General features: G+C 41.3%; 16 protein-coding genes and 1 riboswitch. Of the genes, 8 read left to right on the forward strand and 8 right to left on the reverse strand.

Annotated elements, in window-relative coordinates:
• Window positions 1–15 precede the first annotated feature (15 nt).
• The 4 genes from murA to rfbB form a co-directional block, all read right to left on the reverse strand.
• The gene (gene murA / locus ACFO6W_RS10415; RefSeq protein ID WP_379996081.1) at window positions 16–1,320 is read right to left on the reverse strand and encodes a UDP-N-acetylglucosamine 1-carboxyvinyltransferase; all 1,305 of its coding nucleotides are present in this window, start codon (window positions 1,318–1,320) and stop codon (window positions 16–18) included.
• 94 nt (window positions 1,321–1,414) lie between these two features.
• Window positions 1,415–2,422, reverse strand: a complete 1,008-nt coding sequence (gene murB, locus ACFO6W_RS10420; protein ID WP_379996083.1) for a UDP-N-acetylmuramate dehydrogenase — start codon at window positions 2,420–2,422, stop codon at window positions 1,415–1,417.
• 30 nt (window positions 2,423–2,452) lie between these two features.
• Window positions 2,453–3,331, reverse strand: coding sequence for a phage holin family protein (locus ACFO6W_RS10425; RefSeq protein WP_379996085.1), 879 nt, complete (start codon window positions 3,329–3,331; stop codon window positions 2,453–2,455).
• Window positions 3,332–3,351: 20 nt separating this feature from the next.
• Window positions 3,352–4,488 carry a dTDP-glucose 4,6-dehydratase gene (gene rfbB / locus ACFO6W_RS10430; protein WP_379996087.1) on the reverse strand — a complete coding sequence of 379 codons (1,137 nt, stop codon included), beginning with the start codon at window positions 4,486–4,488 and terminating at the stop codon, window positions 3,352–3,354.
• Between the two features lie 406 nt (window positions 4,489–4,894).
• Between rfbB and ACFO6W_RS10435 the strand changes: the two genes are divergently transcribed.
• Window positions 4,895–6,229: an NADP-specific glutamate dehydrogenase gene (locus ACFO6W_RS10435; RefSeq protein WP_379996089.1), complete on the forward strand. Its 1,335-nt coding sequence runs from the start codon at window positions 4,895–4,897 to the stop codon at window positions 6,227–6,229.
• Between the two features lie 74 nt (window positions 6,230–6,303).
• Here ACFO6W_RS10435 and ACFO6W_RS10440 read toward each other — a convergent pair whose 3' ends face one another.
• The gene (locus ACFO6W_RS10440) at window positions 6,304–6,900 is read right to left on the reverse strand and encodes an IMPACT family protein (protein WP_379996091.1); all 597 of its coding nucleotides are present in this window, start codon (window positions 6,898–6,900) and stop codon (window positions 6,304–6,306) included.
• Between the two features lie 1,009 nt (window positions 6,901–7,909).
• Here ACFO6W_RS10440 and ACFO6W_RS10445 point away from each other — a divergent pair.
• Window positions 7,910–10,438 (forward strand): ATP-dependent Clp protease ATP-binding subunit, encoded by a 2,529-nt coding sequence (locus tag ACFO6W_RS10445; RefSeq protein ID WP_379996093.1) that lies wholly within the window; start codon window positions 7,910–7,912, stop codon window positions 10,436–10,438.
• A gap of 73 nt (window positions 10,439–10,511) precedes the next feature.
• On the opposite strand, the gene ACFO6W_RS10450 is transcribed toward ACFO6W_RS10445, so the two are convergent.
• The 3 genes from ACFO6W_RS10450 to ACFO6W_RS10460 are packed head-to-tail and all read right to left on the reverse strand — an operon-like array spanning window position 10,512 to window position 15,036.
• A complete protein-coding gene (locus tag ACFO6W_RS10450; protein WP_379996095.1) occupies window positions 10,512–11,114 on the reverse strand; it encodes a hypothetical protein in 603 nt (200 codons plus the stop codon).
• A 31-nt stretch (window positions 11,115–11,145) separates the two neighbouring features.
• Window positions 11,146–14,526, reverse strand: a complete 3,381-nt coding sequence (locus ACFO6W_RS10455; RefSeq protein WP_379996097.1) for an AAA domain-containing protein — start codon at window positions 14,524–14,526, stop codon at window positions 11,146–11,148.
• Between the two features lie 6 nt (window positions 14,527–14,532).
• Window positions 14,533–15,036 (reverse strand): hypothetical protein, encoded by a 504-nt coding sequence (locus tag ACFO6W_RS10460; protein WP_379996099.1) that lies wholly within the window; start codon window positions 15,034–15,036, stop codon window positions 14,533–14,535.
• Window positions 15,037–15,191: 155 nt separating this feature from the next.
• A riboswitch (TPP riboswitch) is annotated at window positions 15,192–15,288 on the forward strand.
• A gap of 114 nt (window positions 15,289–15,402) precedes the next feature.
• Here ACFO6W_RS10460 and ACFO6W_RS10465 point away from each other — a divergent pair.
• The 6 genes from ACFO6W_RS10465 (at window position 15,403) to ACFO6W_RS10490 (ending at window position 22,653) form a co-directional block, all read left to right on the forward strand.
• Window positions 15,403–17,631, forward strand: a complete 2,229-nt coding sequence (locus ACFO6W_RS10465; protein WP_379996101.1) for a TonB-dependent receptor — start codon at window positions 15,403–15,405, stop codon at window positions 17,629–17,631.
• 101 nt (window positions 17,632–17,732) lie between these two features.
• Complete coding sequence (gene pnuC / locus ACFO6W_RS10470; protein ID WP_379996104.1) at window positions 17,733–18,344, forward strand: nicotinamide riboside transporter PnuC; 612 nt, start codon at window positions 17,733–17,735, stop codon at window positions 18,342–18,344.
• 96 nt (window positions 18,345–18,440) lie between these two features.
• Window positions 18,441–19,505 carry a glycosyltransferase gene (locus ACFO6W_RS10475; RefSeq protein WP_379996105.1) on the forward strand — a complete coding sequence of 355 codons (1,065 nt, stop codon included), beginning with the start codon at window positions 18,441–18,443 and terminating at the stop codon, window positions 19,503–19,505.
• Entirely contained in the window at window positions 19,502–20,566 is a 1,065-nt protein-coding gene (locus tag ACFO6W_RS10480; protein ID WP_379996107.1) for a glycosyltransferase family 2 protein, read from the forward strand. The genes ACFO6W_RS10475 and ACFO6W_RS10480 overlap by 4 nt, the downstream gene beginning before the upstream one ends.
• Before the next feature lie 3 nt (window positions 20,567–20,569).
• Window positions 20,570–21,859, forward strand: a complete 1,290-nt coding sequence (locus ACFO6W_RS10485) for a hypothetical protein (RefSeq protein WP_379996109.1) — start codon at window positions 20,570–20,572, stop codon at window positions 21,857–21,859.
• Between the two features lie 98 nt (window positions 21,860–21,957).
• Window positions 21,958–22,653: a nucleotidyltransferase family protein gene (locus tag ACFO6W_RS10490; protein WP_379996111.1), complete on the forward strand. Its 696-nt coding sequence runs from the start codon at window positions 21,958–21,960 to the stop codon at window positions 22,651–22,653.
• Window positions 22,654–22,669: the final 16 nt, after the last annotated feature.

Genomic DNA, 22,669 nt, shown 5'->3' on the forward strand with positions numbered 1-22,669 from the left:
TTGAGAGCAGGACCCTTAGTCCAATCGCATAATATTTGCGCCTAATTGATTCAGTCTCACGTCTATATTCTGATATCCCCGGTCTATCTGCTCTATATTGTGGATTGTACTTTTTCCATCAGCACACATTGCAGCTATAAGCAGTGCTATACCTGCGCGGATATCAGGTGATGTCATCGTAGTAGAGCGCATCGGACGCTTGCCTGTACCGATAACTGTCGCCCGGTGCGGATCGCATAATATAATCTGCGCACCCATATCTATCAGTTTATCGACGAAGAACAGGCGGCTTTCGAACATCTTCTGATGGATGAGTACGCTGCCCCTGGCCTGTGTAGCCACCACCAGCAATACACTGATAAGGTCGGGTGTCAGACCCGGCCACGGCGCATCGGCAATAGTGAGTATAGACCCGTCGATAAACGTGTCTATTTCGTACTCTTTCTGAGCCGGGATATGTATGTCGTCGCCTTTCCTTTCCAGCTGAATACCTAATCTGCGGAAGGTGTCGGGGATGACACCTAAATCGTCATATGCAACATTCTTTATAGTAATTTCCGAACCTGTCATAGCTGCCATTCCTATAAAACTGCCTATTTCGATCATATCGGGTAAAATACGGTGCTTAACCCCTCCAAGAGATTCTACACCTTCTATTCTCAACAGATTAGAACCTACACCCGAAATTTTGGCGCCCATCTTATTCAGCATTTTGCTCAGCTGCTGCAAATATGGTTCACAAGCTGCATTGTAGATAGTTGTTTCCCCTTCTGCCAATACGGCAGCCATCAGGATATTCGCTGTACCTGTTACCGACGCTTCATCAAGCAACATATAAGTACCTTGTAGCTTCCCGGCAGAGATATTATAGATTTGTTGAACATCATCATACACGAAGTCGGCGCCCAACTTCTGAATGCCTATAAAGTGGGTATCTAAACGGCGGCGTCCTATCTTATCCCCCCCCGGTTTCGGCAACATAGCCTTTCCAAAGCGGGCCACGAGCGGACCGATAATCATGACTGATCCTCTAAGGGACGCGCTTTTCTTCAAAAATTCAGGTGTTTGTAAATAATCGATATTTACATTTTCGGCTTTGAACGACCATGTATCCTCACCTAATCGTTTTGTTTCCACACCCATTTCGCCCAGCAGGGCAATAAGGTTGTTCACATCCAGTATATCAGGGATATTTTCTATTATTACTTCTTCGGGTGTGAGTAATACTGCACAGATTACCTGTAATGCTTCGTTCTTTGCTCCCTGCGGAGTTATTTCACCTTTGAGGCGGCAACCGCCTTCTATGATAAATGATGCCATGTTATTAGTTGTTTGTTTAGCTGTTAGCTATTAGCCGTTAGCTATTAGCTTTTGCACAAATGGCTATGGGCTAATGGCTATGGGCTAATGGCTTTCAAAATATTCTTACTTCGGGTTCCAATTCTATATTGAATGTGTCTTTTACGGCACTCTGGATTTCACGCATAAAACGCACAATATCGTTTCCATCCGAAGAACCGTAATTTACGATAATAAGCGGTTGGTTTGGATAAGTACCTATATCGCCGATCCTTATGCCTTTATAACCGGCTTTATCGATAAGGAAAGCAGCCGATGTCTTCACCGAGCCGTCTTTCTGTAAAAAGGCCGGGAGTTCGGGATAATCAGTCTTTATCTTTTCTGCGTGTTCCTGGCTTATATATGGATTCTTAAAAAAGCTGCCGGCATTAGGCAATACTTTTTCGTCCGGTAATTTTCGCTGGCGGACATGTATTACAGCACTGCGCACATCCTGTATCGTGGGTTCTTCTATATCCTCCAGTTCTTTGTTCAGGTCGAAGTATTTCGGTGTATAAACAAAAGTACGTTTCAGGTGGAACACGACTGAAATAATGAGATATTTGTTTGTCCGTTTAAAAATACTGTCTCTGTATCCAAACTCACATTCGGCATTCGAGAAAGACACGGCCTCCCCGGTTACCATATTTATGGCTACGACTTCGTGGATAACATCCTTTACTTCTGCTCCGTATGCTCCTATATTCTGAATAGGCGCCGCACCTACTGTGCCGGGAATCAAAGACAGGTTTTCGAGCCCGGCGAAACCACGTTCTACGCAATAGGAAACAAATTCGTCCCAGTCTTCGGAGGCATTTACTTCAATAAATATGTCCTCATCCTCTTCTTCTTCGTCGGATATCTCGCGAAGGCCTTTCAGTTCGGGACGGATGACAAGCCCGTCAAAATCCTTGGTAAAAAAGAGGTTACAACCACCTCCTATAATCAGTTTTTGTTCGTATGGATGCTCTGTCAGGCATCTTCGAAGCTCTTCTACATTTTTTGGCTGGCAAAATATCTTTGCCGAAGCTTCAGTCTTAAATGAATTGTAATTTTTTAACGAGAATTGCCTATAATAGTCCATTTCGGAAATAATTGGTTCGACATGATCCGGTTACCGCTTTCGCTTAAACCAGAAGAATAATATGGCTAAAACAGCCAGAACACCGAGAATAATCAGTATGGTTAGCCAATGGTCCATCACAAATCTGATTATAAAGATCAATGCTACCACTACAGCTACAAGCCCTGCTATCTGAATAACCCTTTTGATAATAACTTTACGCCGGGCAACACGCTCTTCTTCGCTCAATCCGGCTTCGTCTTCTTCGTATGAGTCCGGCTTGGGTCCTTCCTGTCCGGATCTTATGATGGCTTCGGTGATCGTATCCGGTTCCGGTTCAGAATCGGGGTATAATTCCTGTTCGAAGTTTTCTTCCGCCTCTAACGATATACCGGTTTCAGTTTCCTCTGCCGGGCTTACATCTTCGAAAGGTACATAATTTTCCGTATCCTCTCCGGGTGATGATTGTAATTCTTCGTAGTCTGCATCTTCCGTGTGGATGATCTCCATCGGTATGTCATCTACAGAAGTGTATTGAAATTCTGCCCCGGTCTCGTCCGGGAACTGTTCTTCCTGTATATCAGACACTTCACTTTCCCCGGCAACCGGTACTCCTGTAGAATTGCCTTCTGCGTTTACAGGTTCTGTAATTTGAGGTATGATAATCCTGCCGGCCTGCGCCGCTTCGGTGTCTGCCAGGCGAATAACGGTATCTACACGTGACGAGGCAACTTTAGTATCAAAGTCTCCGTTTTCGACCATCTTAATGAGCTCATCCTCTATGGCAGGATATTTTTTCATCAAGGTCTGACAGGCATTGGCAAAGTCGCGGAAGCGTTGCATTTTGTCTATTTTCGCCTTTACTTCATCACCGCTGGCGGATGATATATCCAGTATTTTATCGGCCAGAATTGCTTTTAAGCGTTCCATTTTTTATTACGATTACATATTTATCGGTTTCCGTACATTTGTTCGTAATACTTCATATAGTCACCCGAGGTTACCTCTTCCACCCATTTTTGGTTGTCGAGGTACCAGTAGATCGTTTTTACGATACCTGTATCGAAGTTTGTTTCGGGCAACCACCCCAGTTCGGCACTTATTTTTGTGGGGTCTATCGCATAACGGTGATCGTGCCCCTGACGGTCTTTGACGAATGAGATCAGATTCTCATTTATCCAGCTGATGTCTATACTGCCGTCGGCAGCTGCTTCCTTTTTATTCAATACTTCACGATACCGGGGTTCTTTGTCCATAATATCGTGAATGGTCCTGATAACAAGCTTAACTATATCTATATTCTTTTTCTCATTGTGTCCGCCTATATTGTAAACTTCGTGGATGCGCCCCTTATGAAGGACCGCGTCTATAGCCTTGCAGTGGTCTTCCACGTACAGCCAGTCGCGAACATTACTGCCGTCTCCATATACAGGCAGTTGTTTTCCCGACAAGATGTTGCGTATAATAAGCGGAATCAGCTTTTCGGGGAAATGGAAGGGGCCGTAATTGTTCGAACAACGGGTTATATTCACAGGCATTTTATATGTTTCACCATAGGCACCTACAATAAGGTCGCCTCCGGCTTTTCCTGCACTGTACGGTGAGCGCGGGTCCAAAGGGGTAGTTTCTGTAAAATAGCCTTCGTCACCTAAGGAGCCATATACTTCGTCGGTAGATACCTGCAGGTATTTTACGCCTTCGCGCCAAACAGGATAATTATCTTCATCCTTACCTGTGGTCCAGTATTTCTTTGCAGTATCCAGCAAGTTCTGAGTGCCCAGAATATTCACCTGCAAAAACAGTTGCGGGTTTTCGATACTTCTGTCGACATGGCTTTCCGCCGCAAAATTAATGACATAATCTATATCGTATCCGGAGAAAACTTTCTCGGTTGCCGTTCTGTCACAGATATCTCCTTTTACAAAAGTAACCCTGGGATCTTTCAGCTCCTCCGATAATGTCCCGAGATTACCGGCATACGTAAGGGCGTCGAATATGATCAGTTTTGCGTCCGGATATACGGCCAGCATATGTTTCACAAAATTTGAGCCGATAAAACCGGCTCCGCCTGTGATTAAATATGTCATTTTTTTAATTTAAAATTATATTATTCACAAAAATAAGAAAAAAACGAGATTAAAAAATATCTGTGGCACAATATATCATGGTAAAGATACTCCAATTCGTAATTTAGGGTGTACTTAGAGCCTGTTTAAATTCCAGTTCATCGTATTTTCAGGCATTCATGAATCTTCAATTCCCTCGAATATTCTTCTATGAGCATTTTCCAGTTTTTCTTCGGTTGGTTCTGCTTCGCTTGTTCTTTTCCCCGGCGCGGTTAGCCCCTTTATTTATTCCCGTGAAATGAACCATCCTGAATATCCAAGCAAGCCCCGGCATAAATAAATTATCACATTTTTGAAATAAAAATTAACAAATAGATGTTTTTTCCCTATATTTGTAGCATCCATAAATCAAAATCCATAAATAAAAATGAAAGCAGAACAAGTATTAGAGGACTTAAAACGCAGATTCCCTAACGAGCCTGAATATCATCAGGCAGTATATGAAGTATTGGAATCCATTGAAGAAGAGTATAACAAACATCCTGAATTTGAAAAAGCCAATCTGATAGAAAGGCTCTGTATCCCCGACCGTATCTTTTCGTTCCGTGTAACATGGGTGGATGATAAAGGGAATACACATACCAATATGGGATATCGTGTACAGCATAGCAATGCTATCGGGCCATACAAGGGAGGTATCCGTTTGCATGCTTCGGTGAATCCGTCGATACTTAAATTCCTTGCCTTTGAGCAAACATTTAAAAACTCGCTTACTACACTGCCTATGGGTGGAGGTAAAGGGGGTTCCGACTTTAACCCTAAAGGGAAATCGAGCGCGGAAGTTATGCGCTTCTGCCAGGCTTTTGTGACAGAACTGTGGCGTCATATCGGCCCTGACACGGATGTTCCGGCCGGAGATATAGGCGTGGGCGGACGAGAAGTTGGTTATATGTTTGGTATGTACAAGAAACTGGCTCGCGAATTTACAGGAACTTTCACAGGGAAAGGCCTTACATTCGGGGGATCTCTGATTCGTCCGGAAGCAACAGGATATGGAAATGTGTATTTCCTGCTGGAAATGCTGAAAACTAAAAACATAAACATAAGCGGTAAAAGATGCCTTGTGTCTGGTTCGGGCAACGTGGCGCAATATACTTGTGAAAAGCTGATAGAACTGGGAGCAATACCTGTAACATTGTCAGATTCGAGCGGTTATATTTACGATCCGGATGGCATTACGGCAGAGAAACTGGAATATGTGAAGGAGCTGAAAGAACTTTACAGGGGACGCATCAGCGAGTATGCCGAAACTTACGGATGTAAATACGTGGCCGGTGCCCGCCCCTGGGGTGAAGAAGGAGACATCGCCCTTCCGTCGGCAACACAAAACGAGATTAGCGGCGAAGACGCGCAAAAGCTTGTGGCAAATGGAGTTATTGCTGTTTCGGAAGGAGCAAATATGCCGTCCACACCGGAAGCTATCGCTGTATTTCAGAAAGCAAAAATACTGTATGCACCGGGTAAAGCCGCCAATGCGGGAGGCGTATCTGTATCGGGACTAGAAATGACACAAAATTCAGAACGCCTTAGCTGGTCAGAAGAAGAAGTGGACAGCAAACTAAAATGGATTATGGCTAATATTCACGAAAACTGTGTAAAACACGGTACAGAGCCGGATGGTTATGTAAATTACGTGAAAGGTGCGAATATAGCCGGATTTATGAAAGTGGCAAAAGCTGTAATGGCCCAGGGAATAATCTAAGAACCGGTTTAAATTTTATCGTAATTATTTCTTATATGAATTTAGCGGCTGTCAAGTATCCGATAGCCGCTATTTTATTCAATAAATTTCAAACTTTCTACTTTTTCGAGACGGTTTCTCAATTCTTCAAATTTAGCTTTACGTATTTCGAGGGTCATCAGACAGTCCATCTCGTAGCTTTGATTTAAAATAGCCGGCTCCAGATCTTTCACAGTTTTCATCACATCGTTCATGAAAGGATATTCGAAGCTAAATGAGATTTGACAGTCTACGGTTTTTTCTATTATTCCGGCTTCACTGATTGCCCCGGCTGCCGCTTCTCTGTATGCCACAATAAGTCCGCTTGTACCCAGTTTTATCCCGCCAAAATAACGCACTACGGCAACAAGAATATTTGTCAGTTCATTGGAGTTTATTTGCCCGAGTATCGGCTTCCCTGCCGTGCCGGAGGGCTCCCCGTCGTCGTTTGCCCGGAAGTCTTTTCTGTCGGCACCCAGCATATACGCCCAACATACATGGCGGGCGTCATAGTATTCTTTTCGTAATTTTTCTATTTCATTTTTAACTTCTTCGGCCGACAATACAGGGATAGCGCAAGCTATAAATTTGCTTCGCTTCTCTGTATAGATTGCTTTGGATGCTTTGGCGATTGTCCTGAAAGTATCTTCCATAGTCAGCAAAGATAATCTTTTCTCTTAATATTAGCTTTGTGGTAAATATAGTAAAAGTTTTATGGAAAACTTTATCTATGTATATAGCTGATAGCTTTGAGCTGTTAGCTGTCAGCTCTTTGAAGTATTGATTAAAGCAGTTACGAGTTACTTCACCCTGCGGGCAGTTACAAGTTACAAGTCTGCTAACTGCTGACTGTTCACTGATATATCTGTTACTTTTGTTACCTTTTTGGAGAAAGATACGAGATACAGGTTGTTAACTACTCTCGGACGAGATGCTTCGTTTCTCTCAGCATGACAGACCACGATACTGTTTACTGATAACTGTTCACTGAAAAGGTTGTTACCTTTGTTACCTTTTAACAAGTAGTAAATTTTAAGTAGTAAGTAGTAAGTCATAAGTTGAGAAAGCTACATTACTGTTTACTGTTAACTGTTAACTGATATATCTGTTACCTTTGTTACCTTTTTCGATATTAATCATTGATAATAAATAACTTAAATCAATAGTGGAAAGCAAAACCAATATAAATGACGGATAGTAACAGAATAAAGAAATGAGGTAAAGAGAGACATCAATTAGTCTTAGGTTTTCCAATTTAAAAGGCGGAAAATAGGCGGAACGAAACCCTATTAAATAGGAATGGTTGTCTCACGACAACCAATCTTCACTCCTAACCATAAATCTAATACCATGAAAAATACTTTACAAAAGTATGGAACTATTTTTATATTATCAAACAAAAAGTAATTAAAAATAATTATTTAACATTATTGTAATATTTATGTAATGCATAATATTTCATATTGTCATATATAACATTTAAAATTTTACAATTTGAAATATTGTTTTTAGATTTGCATAGCAGATGTAAACATTATGGCACCATTTTTGTTTGAATATAATAAATTAGATTATTAAGATTTTATCTGAAATACATTTTAGAAATAAATCTTATATTTGTAACATACGCATAATTTGCATAAAACATCAAATAAGACGGTTATGGAAAATAATTTTTCACCAAGAGTTCGCAAAATCATGACTTATAGTCGTGAGGAGGCCGGACGTCTGCAAACGAATTATCTAGCGCCCGAACATTTGATGCTTGGAATACTCCGCAACGGAGAAGGATTAGCCATACAGGCATTGAAGGATTTCGGAATAGATCTAATTGAGTTAAAAGACAGTATTGATAATAACATATTAAAGCAACAGGAGGATGCATACCCAAACAGTGAGATCGTATTAAGTAAAAGCACTGAAAAGATTCTGAAGATGAGCATACTGGAAGCGCGTTTGACTAAAAGCCAGGAAACTGACTCCGAACACTTACTTCTTGCTATTCTGAAAGATCACGACAATGTTACGGCGATGTTACTGGAAGAAAACCATATGGATTACAACGGAGCTTTCACCTATATTAAAAGCATGGGTGATATATTACATAAAAACAGCAAGGAATCGCCCCGTATGGGAGCCGATTTCACAGATGACGACGATGATGAGGACGAAGCTGTGGGCGGCAACTCAAATGTGAATACCCAACAGCCCCGCCAGGCAACCGATACACCCGTACTGGACAACTTCGGTATGGATATGACAAAGGCCGCACTGGAAAACAGGCTGGACCCGATAGTAGGCCGTGAAAAGGAAATAGAGCGACTGGCGCAGATATTGAGCCGCCGCAAGAAGAATAATCCCATACTGATAGGTGAACCCGGAGTAGGTAAATCAGCTATTGTAGAAGGACTGGCTTTACGTATTACCCAGAAGAAAGTGTCACGTGTCTTGTTCGATAAACGTGTGATCGCCCTCGATATGGCTTCGGTAGTGGCCGGTACTAAGTACCGTGGACAATTTGAGGAACGTATCAAAGCGATACTTAACGAATTATCAAAAAATCCGAACATCATATTGTTCATTGACGAGATACACACTATAGTGGGTGCAGGAGGGGCAACCGGTTCGCTGGATGCCGCCAATATGCTGAAACCGGCTTTGGCCCGTGGTGAAATACAATGTATCGGTGCAACTACGCTTGACGAATACCGTAAAAATATAGAGAAAGACGGTGCACTCGAACGCCGTTTCCAGAAAGTGATGGTAGATCCTACTACTGCTGAAGAAACATTGCAGATATTGCATAATATCAAGGAGCGGTACGAAGAACATCACAATGTGAAATATACCGAAGATGCGCTCGCAGCCTGTGTGAAACTGACTGACAGATATATTACGGACCGCAACTTCCCGGATAAGGCTATCGATGCCCTGGACGAAGCGGGTTCCCGTATGCATATCGCAAACATACATGTTCCTAAGGAGATAGAAGATATTGAAAAGGAACTGAAGGATGTTGTAGAACAAAAAGGCGAAGCTGTTAAGGCTCAGAAATACGAACTGGCAGCAAGCTTCCGTGATACACAACGCCAATTGATGGCAAAACTGGATACGGCAGAGGCCGAATGGAAAGCTTCATTGAAGGAAAAACCGGAAACTGTGGATGCAGAGATGGTTGCCGAAGTGGTCTCCATGATGTCGGGAGTACCGGTGCAACGTATCGGTGAATCGGAAGGCATCAAGCTTGTAGGAATGCAGGACAGCCTGAAAGCATCGGTTGTTGGCCAGGATGAAGCTGTAAATAAGATTGTGAAAGCGATACAGCGAAACCGTATAGGCCTTAAAGACCCTAACCGCCCGATAGGTTCATTTATGTTCCTTGGACCTACAGGGGTGGGTAAAACCCATTTGGCCAAGATGATCGCCGAACAATTGTTCGACTCCGCCGATGCGCTTATCCGTATCGATATGAGCGAATATATGGAGAAATTCAACGTATCGCGTCTGGTCGGGGCACCTCCGGGATATGTAGGATACGAAGAAGGTGGTCTGTTGAGTGAAAAGGTCCGTCGCAAACCGTACTCTGTAGTATTGCTCGACGAGATAGAGAAAGCTCACCCCGATGTGTATAATATCCTGCTTCAGGTAATGGATGAAGGTCATCTGACCGACAGCATGGGACGTAAGATAGATTTTAAGAATACAATACTGATAATGACTTCGAATGTCGGTACACGTCAGTTGAAGGACTTTGGCGGAGGTATCGGCTTTAACAAGCAATCGGCGGCAAACCGCGAGTATTCGAGAAGCGTACTTCAAAAAGCGCTGAACAAGACGTTCTCGCCTGAGTTCCTGAACCGCGTGGATGATATTATTACATTCGACCAGCTGGACAAAACTTCTATCGAAAAGATTATAGATATCGAATTGAGAGGGTTCTACAAACGTATGGCCGAGCTTGGTTACACTATCGAGCTCACTCAGGACGCGAAAGATTTCCTTGCCGATAAGGGTTATGATGTCCAGTTCGGGGCCCGTCCGTTGAAACGTGCTATCCAAAACTATGTGGAGGACGAAATAGCCGAACTGATACTTTCGGGTGCAGCCAAAGAAGGCAGCACTATATCCTTCGAAGTAGATAAAGAAAAGGATAAACTGAAAGCTGTAGCCCATGAACTTGCGAAAGCTTAACAGTAAGATCATTATAATAAAAGAGGTGCTGATGGGAAAATCAGCACCTCTTTGCATCTTATTTTAAGACCTTTTAGTTAAGATTTCGTACATGCCTCAAAAGTTCCTCTTTAATTACTGTAAATCTAAGACCGATGACCTGATTCGCTTCTATAAAATCCTGATCGTCATCCAGCTCCCTGTGGCGACGGACAAAGTCTTCAAGGCTATCGGCATCCGTATAGCCCTGAAAGATCAACTCCTTAGCTTGTTTAGCGGCTTTTACTTTCGCCGCAATATCATGTAACGAGGAAATAAGGCTCAATGTCTCCAATGCTTTATCCAGCAGTTGATAATCGAGAGATATGCCGAAATCTTCGGCTTCGACCACACGCAACCATTGCAGGATATTACCGATACCCTCTTTAGTGACGCCAGGTATTGGCTGATAGTTCTTATCAAAGATGGCTTCCTTGATATTGGATACAGCCCTGTTTATATCGAATTTCTCAGCTTCGTAGTATTCAGCCGCAGTTTGTTCGTCACAGCCTGTCTGTTCACATATCTCTTTGATTGATTTGGCTTTGAACAGATAGACGCATTTTTCCACATCCCCGTCATTTGCCTGTAATAGCTGCAAGGCCTCATTCATTGGTACAGGGACTATTTTCCGTAATTCTTTTATTTTGCTGGTCATTGCTTGTTCGTTTTTTCGGGACAAAAAGAAGTTATCGTAAACTGATAAGCGATTGGTTTACTATCTTTCTATAGATTGAATCCTGATTCAGTATATAATCATTCCCAATCATAAACAGCTGTTCGCGGGCTCTGGTGAGAGCGACATTCAGTTTGCGGTCCACAGTGCCCTCACGGTTCAGATTACTAAAGAATCTCAATTGATATGGCTTATTGAAACAAAATGAAAGAATGATAATATCCCGCTGGCTACCCTGATAACGTTCTACGGTATCCACCATAATGTCATTAGACTCCGGAATTCCCGCTTCTTCCAGTTTATGCTTTATCAAGGCAATCTGATTACGATAAGGAGTGATTACGCCGATTGTTTTCCGGGCGTCAAAATTCATATTGTTAAGCCTGTAAATCTCAAGTATCGCTTTTATCAATGAAATAACAACGTCCGCTTCATGTTTGTTCAGCTTGTCCGAGTTGTTTGTATCATCTGTTTCTCTGACTGGGATAAAGGCCGTACGCCTAGTTGCTATTAGAGATTGTAATTTGTCTGATCTTTCATATTCCCGGAATTCGAGAGGCATGCTTTGCCTGCCGGTGGCAGTTTTCAGCAAATTATCATAGAAGGTAGGGTTGACGAGAGTGGCAATATCCTCATGCATCCGTCCATGATAGGTCAAAGTGTCATATGCATGTGTCCAGCCTCGTTTTTGACAGATACGGAACAATCGTTCGAATAAGGATTCCCGGCAGTCATACAGTTCAATGTCATTCAATATAGCCTCTTTTACCCCCGACTTGTTTTCATCCTGTAAGGTGATTGTAGACAATTGTTTATGGTCCCCTATCATAATGAACCTGTCGAACAGGGGCAAAAGGCCTATAAGCTGAGGTTCCAGTATTTGAGATGCCTCGTCTATGATAGCAACATCGAACTTCTTAAGATCAAATAATTCGGGCTTTCCGGTAATGGAAGCCAGAGTGCCGACAAAAATGCGGGCATTACCTATAGCCTGGAGTAATTCTTTTCTGTTCTCAGCCTGATGGGAAATGTTTTGCAACAGACGATGGCGGTAACCTTCACCGCACGATAATTCCGAGCCTATACGGATATATCTGTCACACTCGTCTTCACTTTTGCCGAATGCCTGACAAATGGAAGCGCATAATTCATCCACGGCACGGTTGGTATATGCCATTACTAGGATATTTGTATCCTTCCCGGCAGAGAAGCGTTCTATAAGTTGCCGGGCAAAAATGGATGTCTTGCCTGTTCCCGGAGGCCCCACAATAAGGAAGTAATCTTCCGCAGCCAGGACTTTACTTATGATAACCTCTTGCCTTTCCTCTTTTGTCGCATTAGCATACTGTTGTTTACAGCGGGCAGATGAAGCAGGTTCATGTAAGCCAAGCAATAACCTTTTTTTGTCATCAGGGGCAGACAAAAAAGCAAACAGGCTCTTGTACATCGTATTATAGCTATGATCCAGTTTATCATGCTCTACAGCCCAGTATTTGTAACGGGAGAAAAAATCATGGTTTCGCTGTTTATATCTGAAGCGCAGAATAACATGGCCTGAGGTAATTTCTACCACTGTGCCTTTCAGTATCTGATTTGTCAATACAGAATCATCATTGTTTTGACGGGGATACAGGATGCATATTTCCCCTTCACGGAAATTGACACAATCATCCGGGCTATCCCTGCGGAAACGGATAATCATGTCCCGTCCGCTGTTGTCAATATCATCTATTTCAAGGCCTGCAATCAGATCTAAAGCATCCTGCCGTTCTTCAAAAGAGGTATTCCACAAGGCGGATACACTCATCGATGTATTATAACCCTCATCACCTGTCTTCTGAAGGTATAATTCTCGGGTAATGAAACTGATGTACCGATAGAAATATGCCCGTTCTAATGGAGCGGCCTTATCTATTACTTTCTCCAACCCAGCCAACTTGTCTATAAAAAACTGGGGCACACGTCCGTAATTATCCGGATTGGAAAGACTGCCGAAAGTCTTCTCTACGGATTGCGTATCACCGATATATAAATCATGTTCGGTCGCTACAATGAGATTCCGCATATTAATAATCTCCTTTTCTAATTGCTGATAGATAGCGGCAAACCGAATGTTCTCTCCCGCGTTTTCGGCCGAAGAATAAAGGATGGTAGGATATATATGGCGTGCATCTTTTTCGAATACGCTTTGTATCATAAGACGGTAAACGGCTGTCTGCGTCTCATGATTGGGCGCTATTTTGGTAACGTCTTCGCGAGGATAGGGAGGTTTGCCTGATTTCAGTTCGATTATACGGTCTGTCCCTGTTTTGTCGTTTGATAGTTGAAGTAAATCGAGCCGTCCCTGAAACCCGTACTTCTCACAAAAGAAGGATGGCTCAAGCGTGCAGGATGCCACATCGAATCCGTTTGCAGGCATATCGTTCAACACCACTCGCTTTATGTTTTCGAACTGGCTCCGGGCTTTGACCATAAACTCTTTGAAAGCAGCGTTATCACGAATCTCTTTGCATGCCGCATATTCGAATGGCATGGAGCGGAACGACTTCATAAACACCTCTTCGAATACCAGATTATCGGCATCCCCTGCATAAATAAGTTCATCCAAAAAGAAATTGGCAAGATTCCCCAATAATATGTAATGAGTATTTACATTGGGTTCGAATTTACGGCGAAAATAGTGCAGATATGAACTGCCATAGGGTTGAAAACATTCAGCCATTGCTGAAGCATCTATCAGATAATCGGGTTCCAGTACAAACATTTTAGGGATGTAGAACCCCGCATCGTCTACTTTTACGTCAATGAGGTTGAGTTGCGCGCCAATCCAAAGGCGTTCAATAGTTTCATTGAATATATTATTAACGGGAGAGACGTTATATTTCACTTTTAAGCTCTGACCGATAAGTGTTTCGGACCTGCAAATAAGAAGTTCGTCTTCGGCATCGATTTCCAATATCTGTACTCGTATCTTATTTGATAAATCCTGAGACACAGGTTCATAATCGAAAACAGTATCTTCCACATAGTTGAAATCCTGTTTCTCACCCTCGATATATAAAAGGAAATTTTCCAGACCTTCCCTTGCCTGCTGATACTGTCCGGGAGATACCAGATTCTTATCGTTCCGCTGCAGGCAGGATGCTTTTATGCGTATGTTTTGCAACTGCCATTCCAATGATTTTGGCAGTTCATATTTTTGCCCGATAAAGACAAGGCGGGAGAATAAAGAGGGAAACTGCAAAGATTCACTTGCCGTGATATCTTTGCAGACTCTTTCCAGCACCTGTTTCAGGCGGATATATTTATTTCTTAATGATAGGCCGGAACTATCTATTTGCTGTATTTCGGAGAGATAGCCAAAAGATGCTGACAGTGAGATATGATCTGACATAATGGTTTAGTCACGGATATAAATATCCAGATCTACGCCTATCTCAATATCATAATCTGAATTCATTTTCCCTTTTCCTTCGACTATAATAGTTGCATAACCATAACGCCGTATCTGCTCTGTCATTGCATTAAGAAAATATTGTGCTTTTTCAGTTTCGTCCTGGACGGGATAACCTAAATATATGATATCATATTGTAAAACGGCATTTGTCCCATCTACACGAAGATCCATCCAGTCTATATATCCCGTGGTATATACATATATATCTGAATAGCCACTAATAAATTTCAGATCATGTATCTCCACATATCTGTCATATCCTCTTAGTCTAATATCATTTTCGTAAATTCTGAAACTCGTCTGAAAAGTATTATTGGTTGGAACTCTTAGTTCTGCGACATAATCTAAACGTCCTCTGTCCCAGTAATAGTGATCAGTCTCACAGGACGAGAAAGAAACCAACGCTACAATAGAAAAGAGAACCGCGACAAAAATATTCTTTTTCATGTTTTTTAAGTTTTATGTTACAAAGGTAAATTAATTTTATCTAATATTATATATGACTAGGAAAATCCCGTTTTGTAACATCGGAAATCCCAGTTATAGAAAAATTTTATAATAGGTAAACACTTATTTATTGAAAAGGTTTGGTTATCTTTGCCTCGAAGTCTTAGGGGTGCCTTAAAATTACAGGCTGAGATCACACCCATTAAACCTGATCCGGGTAATGCCGGCGTAGGGAAAGAAGATGCTATTGCGCACGTGCATATTCTTAAATTCCGGGAAATCATCTTATCAAACCCCTTTTTTGTTTAACGTCAAAGTATAAAACAAGAATGATTTGTCTTATGCTTATAGAAATTTTGTATTTAAATGAAAAAGGTATTTTTAGCTTTTGCTGCTCTTGTAATCAGTGGAGCAGAAGCAGTTTATTCTCAACAACAGGCGGATAGCCTTAAGCTCATAAAACTGGAGGAGGTAGTAGTGTCTGCCACACGGGTAAGCCGTGGTGCCCCTATCTCCTATTCGGATCTGGGCGAAGTGGAAATTAAAAAGGATAATGCTGCAAAGAACATTCCTTTTATATTACAATCCTTACCATCGGTAGTCTCATATACCGAAGGCGGAACAGCCGTAGGAAACACGGCGCTTCGTATCAGAGGTACGGATGCAAGCCGTATAAATGTGACATTGAACGGTATGCCGCTAAATAATCCGGAAAGCCAGGAGGTATATTGGGTTAATCTGCCGGACTTGTCTAACTCATTGCAAAGCATGCAGGTGCAGCGGGGAGTGGGCACATCAACGAATGGTACAGCCTCTTTTGGTGCCAGTATCTCGATGCAGACAGCCGGAGGAAAGGGAAATAAGGCCTATGCCGACTTGTCATCTGCATATGGGCAATACAATACTCTACTGCTGACAGGTGCTGCGGGAACAGGTATCATGAAAAGCGGCCTGTCACTCGATGCCCGCTATTCGTATATCAAGAGTGACGGATATATACGGAACGGAAAAGTAGACCACAAGAATATATATGCGGCATTATCACACTATTCCGATAAACAATTGATTCGTCTTATATACATGAATGGTATCCAGCATACGGGTATTACATGGGAAGGCATAAGTCCTGAAATGATAAAAATTAACAGGCGCTACAATCCTGCCGGAGAATATAAAGATGATAATGGCAGAACTCAATATTATGATAACGAGACGGATAACTACTATTCCAATATCGGACAGTTGATTTATACCCGTTATCTTACAAACAGGCTGACACTGAATGTAAATCTGAGTTATAATAATGGTTACGGCTATTACGAGAATTATAAAGTAGATGAGGATTTTGCTGATTACGGACTAGGTAAACAAATTGTAGGAGGGACGACCTATGAGAGTTCGGATCTTACATTGCGTAAACTGATGCAAAATGACTTTTATGTAGGCGGTTTCAATCTGGATTATAAAGCTGGTAAGCTGGGCATTACGGTCGGAGCAATGTACAGCTACTATGATGGATCGCATTACGGTAAACTATTGTGGGTAAAGCATAATGAGAATATTCCGGAAGGGTATAACTGGAACCGGAATACGGCCGTGAAACAGGATATGAATGCCTTCCTTAAAATGGAATACCGCCCGGTGGACAACCTGTCGCTATTTGCGGAGGTACAGGAACGCTATATAGATTATCGCATGAAAGGATTGGACGACGATCTGATGGATTTGACCAATAAGAATTATTATAACTTTATAAATCCGAAAGGAGGCCTTTCATTCCGGTTCAGCAACTATAATGAAATTTACGGATCATTCGGAATTTCTAATAGGGAACCATTGCGGGCTGACCTGAAAGAATCACTGAAAGGCGGAGGTTCGCGAAGTATTGCTCCCGAAAGATTATATGATTATGAGCTAGGTTATAAATATGCTAATTCAATGGTTTCGTTCAGTGCCAATTTCTATTATATGGATTATAAAGACCAGTTGGTGCAAACCGGGAAACTGAATGATATCGGTTATAAGTTGCAGGAAAATGTACCTGACAGTTACCGTACTGGTATAGAACTGTCATTGGCTTATACCCCTACCGAATGGTTGCGCCTGGATGGGAACCTGACATTGAGCCGTAATAAGATAAAGAACTATACGGTTTATTACGATCTGTATGATAATCAGAATGACTGGAATCCGGTAGGACAAGTTTCGGAATTCCATAAATCAACTGATATCTCATTCTCGCCGAATACGGTAGGTAGCCTCGGCGTTACATTCAAACCATTCGAGAAAGAAGATTTTACGCTGTCTTTTATCAATAAGTATGTTGGTCGTATGTATTATGACAACACCTCGAATGCCGGAAATCGTTTATCAGATTATTTTGTAACTGATATGGTAGCTTCATATACGCTGGATGCCCCTAAAATAGGTAAATTTGATTTTCAGTTCTTTATCAATAATCTGGCAAGTATCAAATATAGTGCGAATGCATGGGTATATACTGCCCGTTTCAAAGATGGAAGCGAATCGGTTGACCGTGGTTTATATCCACAGGCAGGCGCGAACCTGCTGGGGAAAATAAGATACCGCTTCTGATAGAAATATTAGTTACGAGTTACAAGTTACGAGTTACAAGTAACCGTGTATTGCAACTCGTAACTTGTAACTGCCCAAAGGGCGAAATAACCCGTAACTTTATGATGGATATAATTCTTTCTTTTATAGAAAATAACTGGGTAAGTATAACCGGCGCAATTATAGGGTTGGTTTTCCTGTATTTGGAATACAAAGCAAATGTATGGATGTGGGCTGTAAGTATCGTTATGGCTGCATTCTATATTTATATATTCTATAAGACAGGGTTGTATGCCAGCATGGGGATTTATATCTATTTCTTTCTGGCTTCTGTCTATGGCTGGATAGTATGGATTATGCGTAACAGGGACAAAGATTCGGGAGCGGAGATTATTACCCATGTCGGGAAGCGGTTCATTATTCCCATTATCATAGGAGTGATAATTATCTCGTTGTTGATTTATCTTATTCTGATACAATTTAGCCACAATCCGTCCTTTGTTACTATCGGGGACGCCCTTACCACATCGCTCAATATTGTCGCGTTGTGGATGATCTCCCGTAAGTGGGCCGAGCAGTGGTTGCTCGTAATACCTGCGAATGCTGTATCAAGCATATTATTATTCGTACAACAAGATATCATGTCGGGAATATTATTTTTCATCTTTTTCGTAGTATCTATTTTCGGATATATCAATTGGAGAAGAATGATTACCAGTCAATTAAGTATCTAAAAATAAGCTAAAGAAAATATATAAAAGCAATATTTTTCTCAATATATAGATTATTCCTATTATCTTTACAAATTCAAATTGTAGGTAAAGTATTAAATGAAGATTTTCCAGATCATAACAGTTTCAGAATATGGGGGAGCGCAGACGATTGTGGCAAATCTGATTAAAACTTTGAGTTCCGAACACGAACTATTTGTTTTATATGGAGGCGATGGCGAAGCATGGAACGCTTTAGGAAATAATTTTACAAAAATAAAATTAAACAATCACCGCAAAGAGGTATCAATAAGAGATATAGGTCTGCTCCTCAAACTTTATTATTATAGATTCAAGTATAATCCTGATGTCGTACACCTTCATTCTTCAAAGATGGGTGTATTGGGACGTATTGTTTTTAGCCGAAAAAAAACAGTATATACGGTTCATGGTTTCGATTCGATACGGAAAGCTTTTAAGCGTTTCCTTATCGTAGAACGTTTTCTCAAAAACCGTGCGTACAAAATAATCGGGGTCAGCCAATACGATGTGGACAGCATGCGCGAGGAAGGTATCTATAAGAATGTGGAATGTATATACAATGGCGTTACGGACCTGTATCCGGAGCAGGTGGAAATAAAGGACCGGATTACGACAGAACTGGACAAGCTGCAATTATCATACTCCAAAACCGTAATGTGCATATCCCGTATCTCAAAACAGAAGAAATTCGACCTTTTCCTTGATATAGCGAAACGAATGCCGCAATACGCATTTGTGTGGATTGGAAATAAAAAGGAGGTACATGATGTTCCTTCCAATGTTTTCTGTTTAGGAGAGGCCCATCTGGCATGCTCCTACCTGAAATATGCAGATCTGTTTATACTTCCGTCTAATTATGAGGGTTTACCCATGTCTTTACTGGAAGCTTTGGCATTCGGAGTTCCGGTGGTTGCATCTGCAGTCGGGGGTATAACTGAAATACTCGACGGGAAAAACGGTTTTGCTGTAAACAATGATATAAACCTGTTTACAGAGAAGATAGAATACATCCTTTCGGATGAAAATATAAAAAAAAGCATGTCAATACATGCAAGACAATCATATCTTGCTAACTTTACAATCGAAAAAATGGTAGACGGATATAAATCTGTCTTTAACGCAATCGTTGCAAATAAAAAATGAACAAGCCTCTGGTTTCAGTATTGATGCCTTGTTACAATGTGGAAAAGTATGTGGGAGAATCAATGAACTCGATTCTGAATCAAACATATACAGATTTGCAGATTGTAGCCATAAACGATTGTTCTACGGATAATACAGGCCGGATACTGCAGGAACTGGCCCGAAAAGACCCGCGTATAACGGTCGTGGAGAATGAGGAAAACCTGAAACTTATAAAAACCTTGAATAAAGGGATCTACCTCTGTAAAGGTGAGTATATTGCCCGCATGGATGCGGATGATATAGCTTTGCCCACCCGTATAGAAAAGGAAGTCGCATTTCTGGAGAAAAACAAAGAACATGATATTGTCAGTACGCTTTTTTATGCTTTCAGAACAGGGAATCCCGGAAAACGGGATTTGCACCATAGTCCCCTGAAAGATGAGGAATTAAGAGCCTACCTGCTATTTAAATCGGGTATTTGCCATCCGGCTGTTATGATCCGCAGCCGTGTATTCAAAGAATTAGGGCTGAGTTTTGAGACAGAGTATCTTCATGTCGAAGATTATGCGTTATGGTCCAAGGCTATATATAAAACAAAACTTGCTAATATAGGGGAACCACTTCTTTTGTATCGTGTTCACCAACAACAGGTGTCGTCACTGAATGAAGCACTACAAACTGACAATAAGAAAAAAGTATTCAAGATCCATTGCAGGCATTTAGGTCTGCCCATAGACGATGATTTCCTGGAAATATATTCATCGGTCGCAGAATGTGTACCGTTACATTCATCTTTTAAGTACTTGGATATGTGTGAAGGGTTCATGCTTTCATTGATTCGGATAAACAGGGATAAACCATTTTGTGATGGAGCCTATCTTGAGCACATGCTATCAGTTCACTGGCTCCGGTTATGTGCAAATTCGCGTCTGGGGTTGAAAGTCCTGCGCAAACTGAAAGAGTCCCCTTTGTATAAGGAAGAAAATTATACATCAAGAGATTTTGCTATTCTTTACACAAAGTGTACATTTAAACTCAAATATAGAAAGTCGCTTATTTACAAATTTGTATTCAGGTAATATATGTCCAAGTTAAAGCAGATTATACCTATGTTTTTGCCGTTGATATTGACGTTTTACCTCATATATCCGCAGGCACTCGATGTGGGGGGAAGGGCTTTTACTTTCTTGTCGGGGATATTGGGATTCGGCCTGTTCGCCTATCACCGTTTTCCCTTCAAAGAAATAGTATCTGTTTTAATAGCGATGGGGGCAATGTATTTTATATTTTATACCTCCGGCTGGTTGAATAACGTAGATGACCCTTATACAACCGGATATTTCCGAAGTCAGATAGCATGGCTTTTTTCTGCATACTTCATTATATTCACCATTTTCAAAATACATAAAAAACCTTCTTTCAATACAGTGTTGCTATATATTGCCGCAGCAATAGGCCTTCAGGCGCTTATAGCTTTCGGGATGAATGTCAATGATAGTATAAAAGATTTCTTTTTCTCTTTACAGATGCAATCCGAAATTACGGAAGAAATCCTGGAAGAGGGGGCCGGCCAGCGTATTATGGGGTATGGTATCGCTTTTTTTGGAGCAGGAGCTGTAGCCGGGCTGGGACTTATCATTATCTCTTACCTGCTGATGAGGATGAAACTTAATAATACAGGTTTCATAGCGCTGGCGCTATTATACGTTTTCACATTCTATATCGGCCTGTTTATGGCGCGTACGACAGTAATCGGCGCCGCTGTGGGATTGCTGGTAATAGCTATATTATATCTGTGGGACAACAGGTCGGTGAAGAAACAGGCCAGAATCTTTTTCATATCATCCATTTTTATGATGGCCGGGGGCTACGTCTTCGCTATGTTCTATTTTCCGCACTTCTCGGATTGGGCTTTTGAGCTATTTACAACATTTCTGCGCACAGGTAAACTGGAGACCAGATCATCGGCCGGTCTGGAAAAAATGTTTAAGATACCGACTGATTTAGATACGCTGATATTTGGTACAGGGAGGATGATCTTCATGGGCACGGATGTCGGATATTCACGTATGCTGTATTATGTAGGCATTCCCGGTACATTGTATTTTTATTGTTACCCGATGATTATCGCCAAGTTGTACCAGACTAAAGACTGGGCGGTAAATCTGGTATCAGTGGCTATTATAGTGTATTGCCTGGGGTTGAATGTAAAAGGATGGATAGATCTAAATCTGATTATATACCTGTTCTTCTTTTATTTCATGTTCTATAAATACTATATCTATATACCGGGCCGGAATATAGGAACCAGAACGCTGGCTAGTTTCAGAAATGAAAGGAGTAGAAGAAGCAGGGAATCGACCATATCATAAGTAACCGGAAGTAAAGAAAATATTATTTAGTCGCAACCAACAGTAACCATCATACATAAAAAAGGAACAAACAGGTCATAGACCTTAAATAAAGAATAATGAAAGAGTGCATCATTTTAGCAGGAGGCTTTGGCACACGTTTGCAGTCGGTTGTGAGCGATGTTCCTAAATGTATGGCGGAAGTTGCCGGAAAGCCGTTTTTACGGTACTTATTTGATTACGCGGCTAATGAGGGATTCAACCACATAATCCTCTCATTGGGCTATAAGTTTGAAATTGTTATCAGCTGGCTGGAAACGCAAAACATGCCTTTCGAAGTATCATATGTAGCGGAAGAATATCCTTTAGGTACAGGCGGAGCTATAAAACTGGCATTCACAAAAGTAAAAGGGACAGAAGCCTTTGTCATAAACGGTGATACTTTTTTTGATTTAGATTCGGAATCATTTCTGGAATTTCACAGGGAAAAGGAATCAGATATATCAGTAGCACTTAAACCGATGCAGGATTTTGACAGGTACGGCTCTGTAGAATTGGATGATGAACAACGTATTATACGCTTTAATGAAAAGGAATATAAAAAAGAAGGATTGATAAACGGGGGTGTATATATAATCGCAAAAAAACTATTTTCAAAGTTATCTCTGCCCGAAAAATTCTCTTTTGAAAAAGATATAATGGAGTCACATATTCACGGTATAAATATTTACGGTCACCGGCTGGATAATTACTTTATAGATATAGGGATACCTTCCGATTTTGAGAAAGCGAATGTGGATTTTCTTGGAAAATAGGAGGAGCGAATAAGAA

The organism is Dysgonomonas termitidis, assembly GCF_042654545.1.
Classification (GTDB): domain Bacteria; phylum Bacteroidota; class Bacteroidia; order Bacteroidales; family Dysgonomonadaceae; genus Dysgonomonas; species Dysgonomonas termitidis.

Bases quoted from the DNA above. Each gene is read 5' to 3' on its own strand.
- ACFO6W_RS10460 (WP_379996099.1), bottom strand. From the start codon at position 15,036: ATGAAAAAGAATATTTTTGTCGCGGTTCTCTTTTCTATTGTAGCGTTG.
- pnuC (WP_379996104.1), top strand. From the start codon at position 17,733: ATGATGGATATAATTCTTTCTTTTATAGAAAATAACTGGGTAAGTATA.
- ACFO6W_RS10440 (WP_379996091.1), bottom strand. From the start codon at position 6,900: ATGGAAGATACTTTCAGGACAATCGCCAAAGCATCCAAAGCAATCTAT.
- ACFO6W_RS10450 (WP_379996095.1), bottom strand. From the start codon at position 11,114: ATGACCAGCAAAATAAAAGAATTACGGAAAATAGTCCCTGTACCAATG.
- ACFO6W_RS10480 (WP_379996107.1), top strand. From the start codon at position 19,502: ATGAACAAGCCTCTGGTTTCAGTATTGATGCCTTGTTACAATGTGGAA.
- murA (WP_379996081.1), bottom strand. From the start codon at position 1,320: ATGGCATCATTTATCATAGAAGGCGGTTGCCGCCTCAAAGGTGAAATA.
- ACFO6W_RS10490 (WP_379996111.1), top strand. From the start codon at position 21,958: ATGAAAGAGTGCATCATTTTAGCAGGAGGCTTTGGCACACGTTTGCAG.
- ACFO6W_RS10455 (WP_379996097.1), bottom strand. From the start codon at position 14,526: ATGTCAGATCATATCTCACTGTCAGCATCTTTTGGCTATCTCTCCGAA.
- ACFO6W_RS10435 (WP_379996089.1), top strand. From the start codon at position 4,895: ATGAAAGCAGAACAAGTATTAGAGGACTTAAAACGCAGATTCCCTAAC.
- ACFO6W_RS10465 (WP_379996101.1), top strand. From the start codon at position 15,403: ATGAAAAAGGTATTTTTAGCTTTTGCTGCTCTTGTAATCAGTGGAGCA.
- ACFO6W_RS10425 (WP_379996085.1), bottom strand. From the start codon at position 3,331: ATGGAACGCTTAAAAGCAATTCTGGCCGATAAAATACTGGATATATCA.
- rfbB (WP_379996087.1), bottom strand. From the start codon at position 4,488: ATGACATATTTAATCACAGGCGGAGCCGGTTTTATCGGCTCAAATTTT.
- ACFO6W_RS10475 (WP_379996105.1), top strand. From the start codon at position 18,441: ATGAAGATTTTCCAGATCATAACAGTTTCAGAATATGGGGGAGCGCAG.
- ACFO6W_RS10445 (WP_379996093.1), top strand. From the start codon at position 7,910: ATGGAAAATAATTTTTCACCAAGAGTTCGCAAAATCATGACTTATAGT.
- murB (WP_379996083.1), bottom strand. From the start codon at position 2,422: ATGGACTATTATAGGCAATTCTCGTTAAAAAATTACAATTCATTTAAG.
- ACFO6W_RS10485 (WP_379996109.1), top strand. From the start codon at position 20,570: ATGTCCAAGTTAAAGCAGATTATACCTATGTTTTTGCCGTTGATATTG.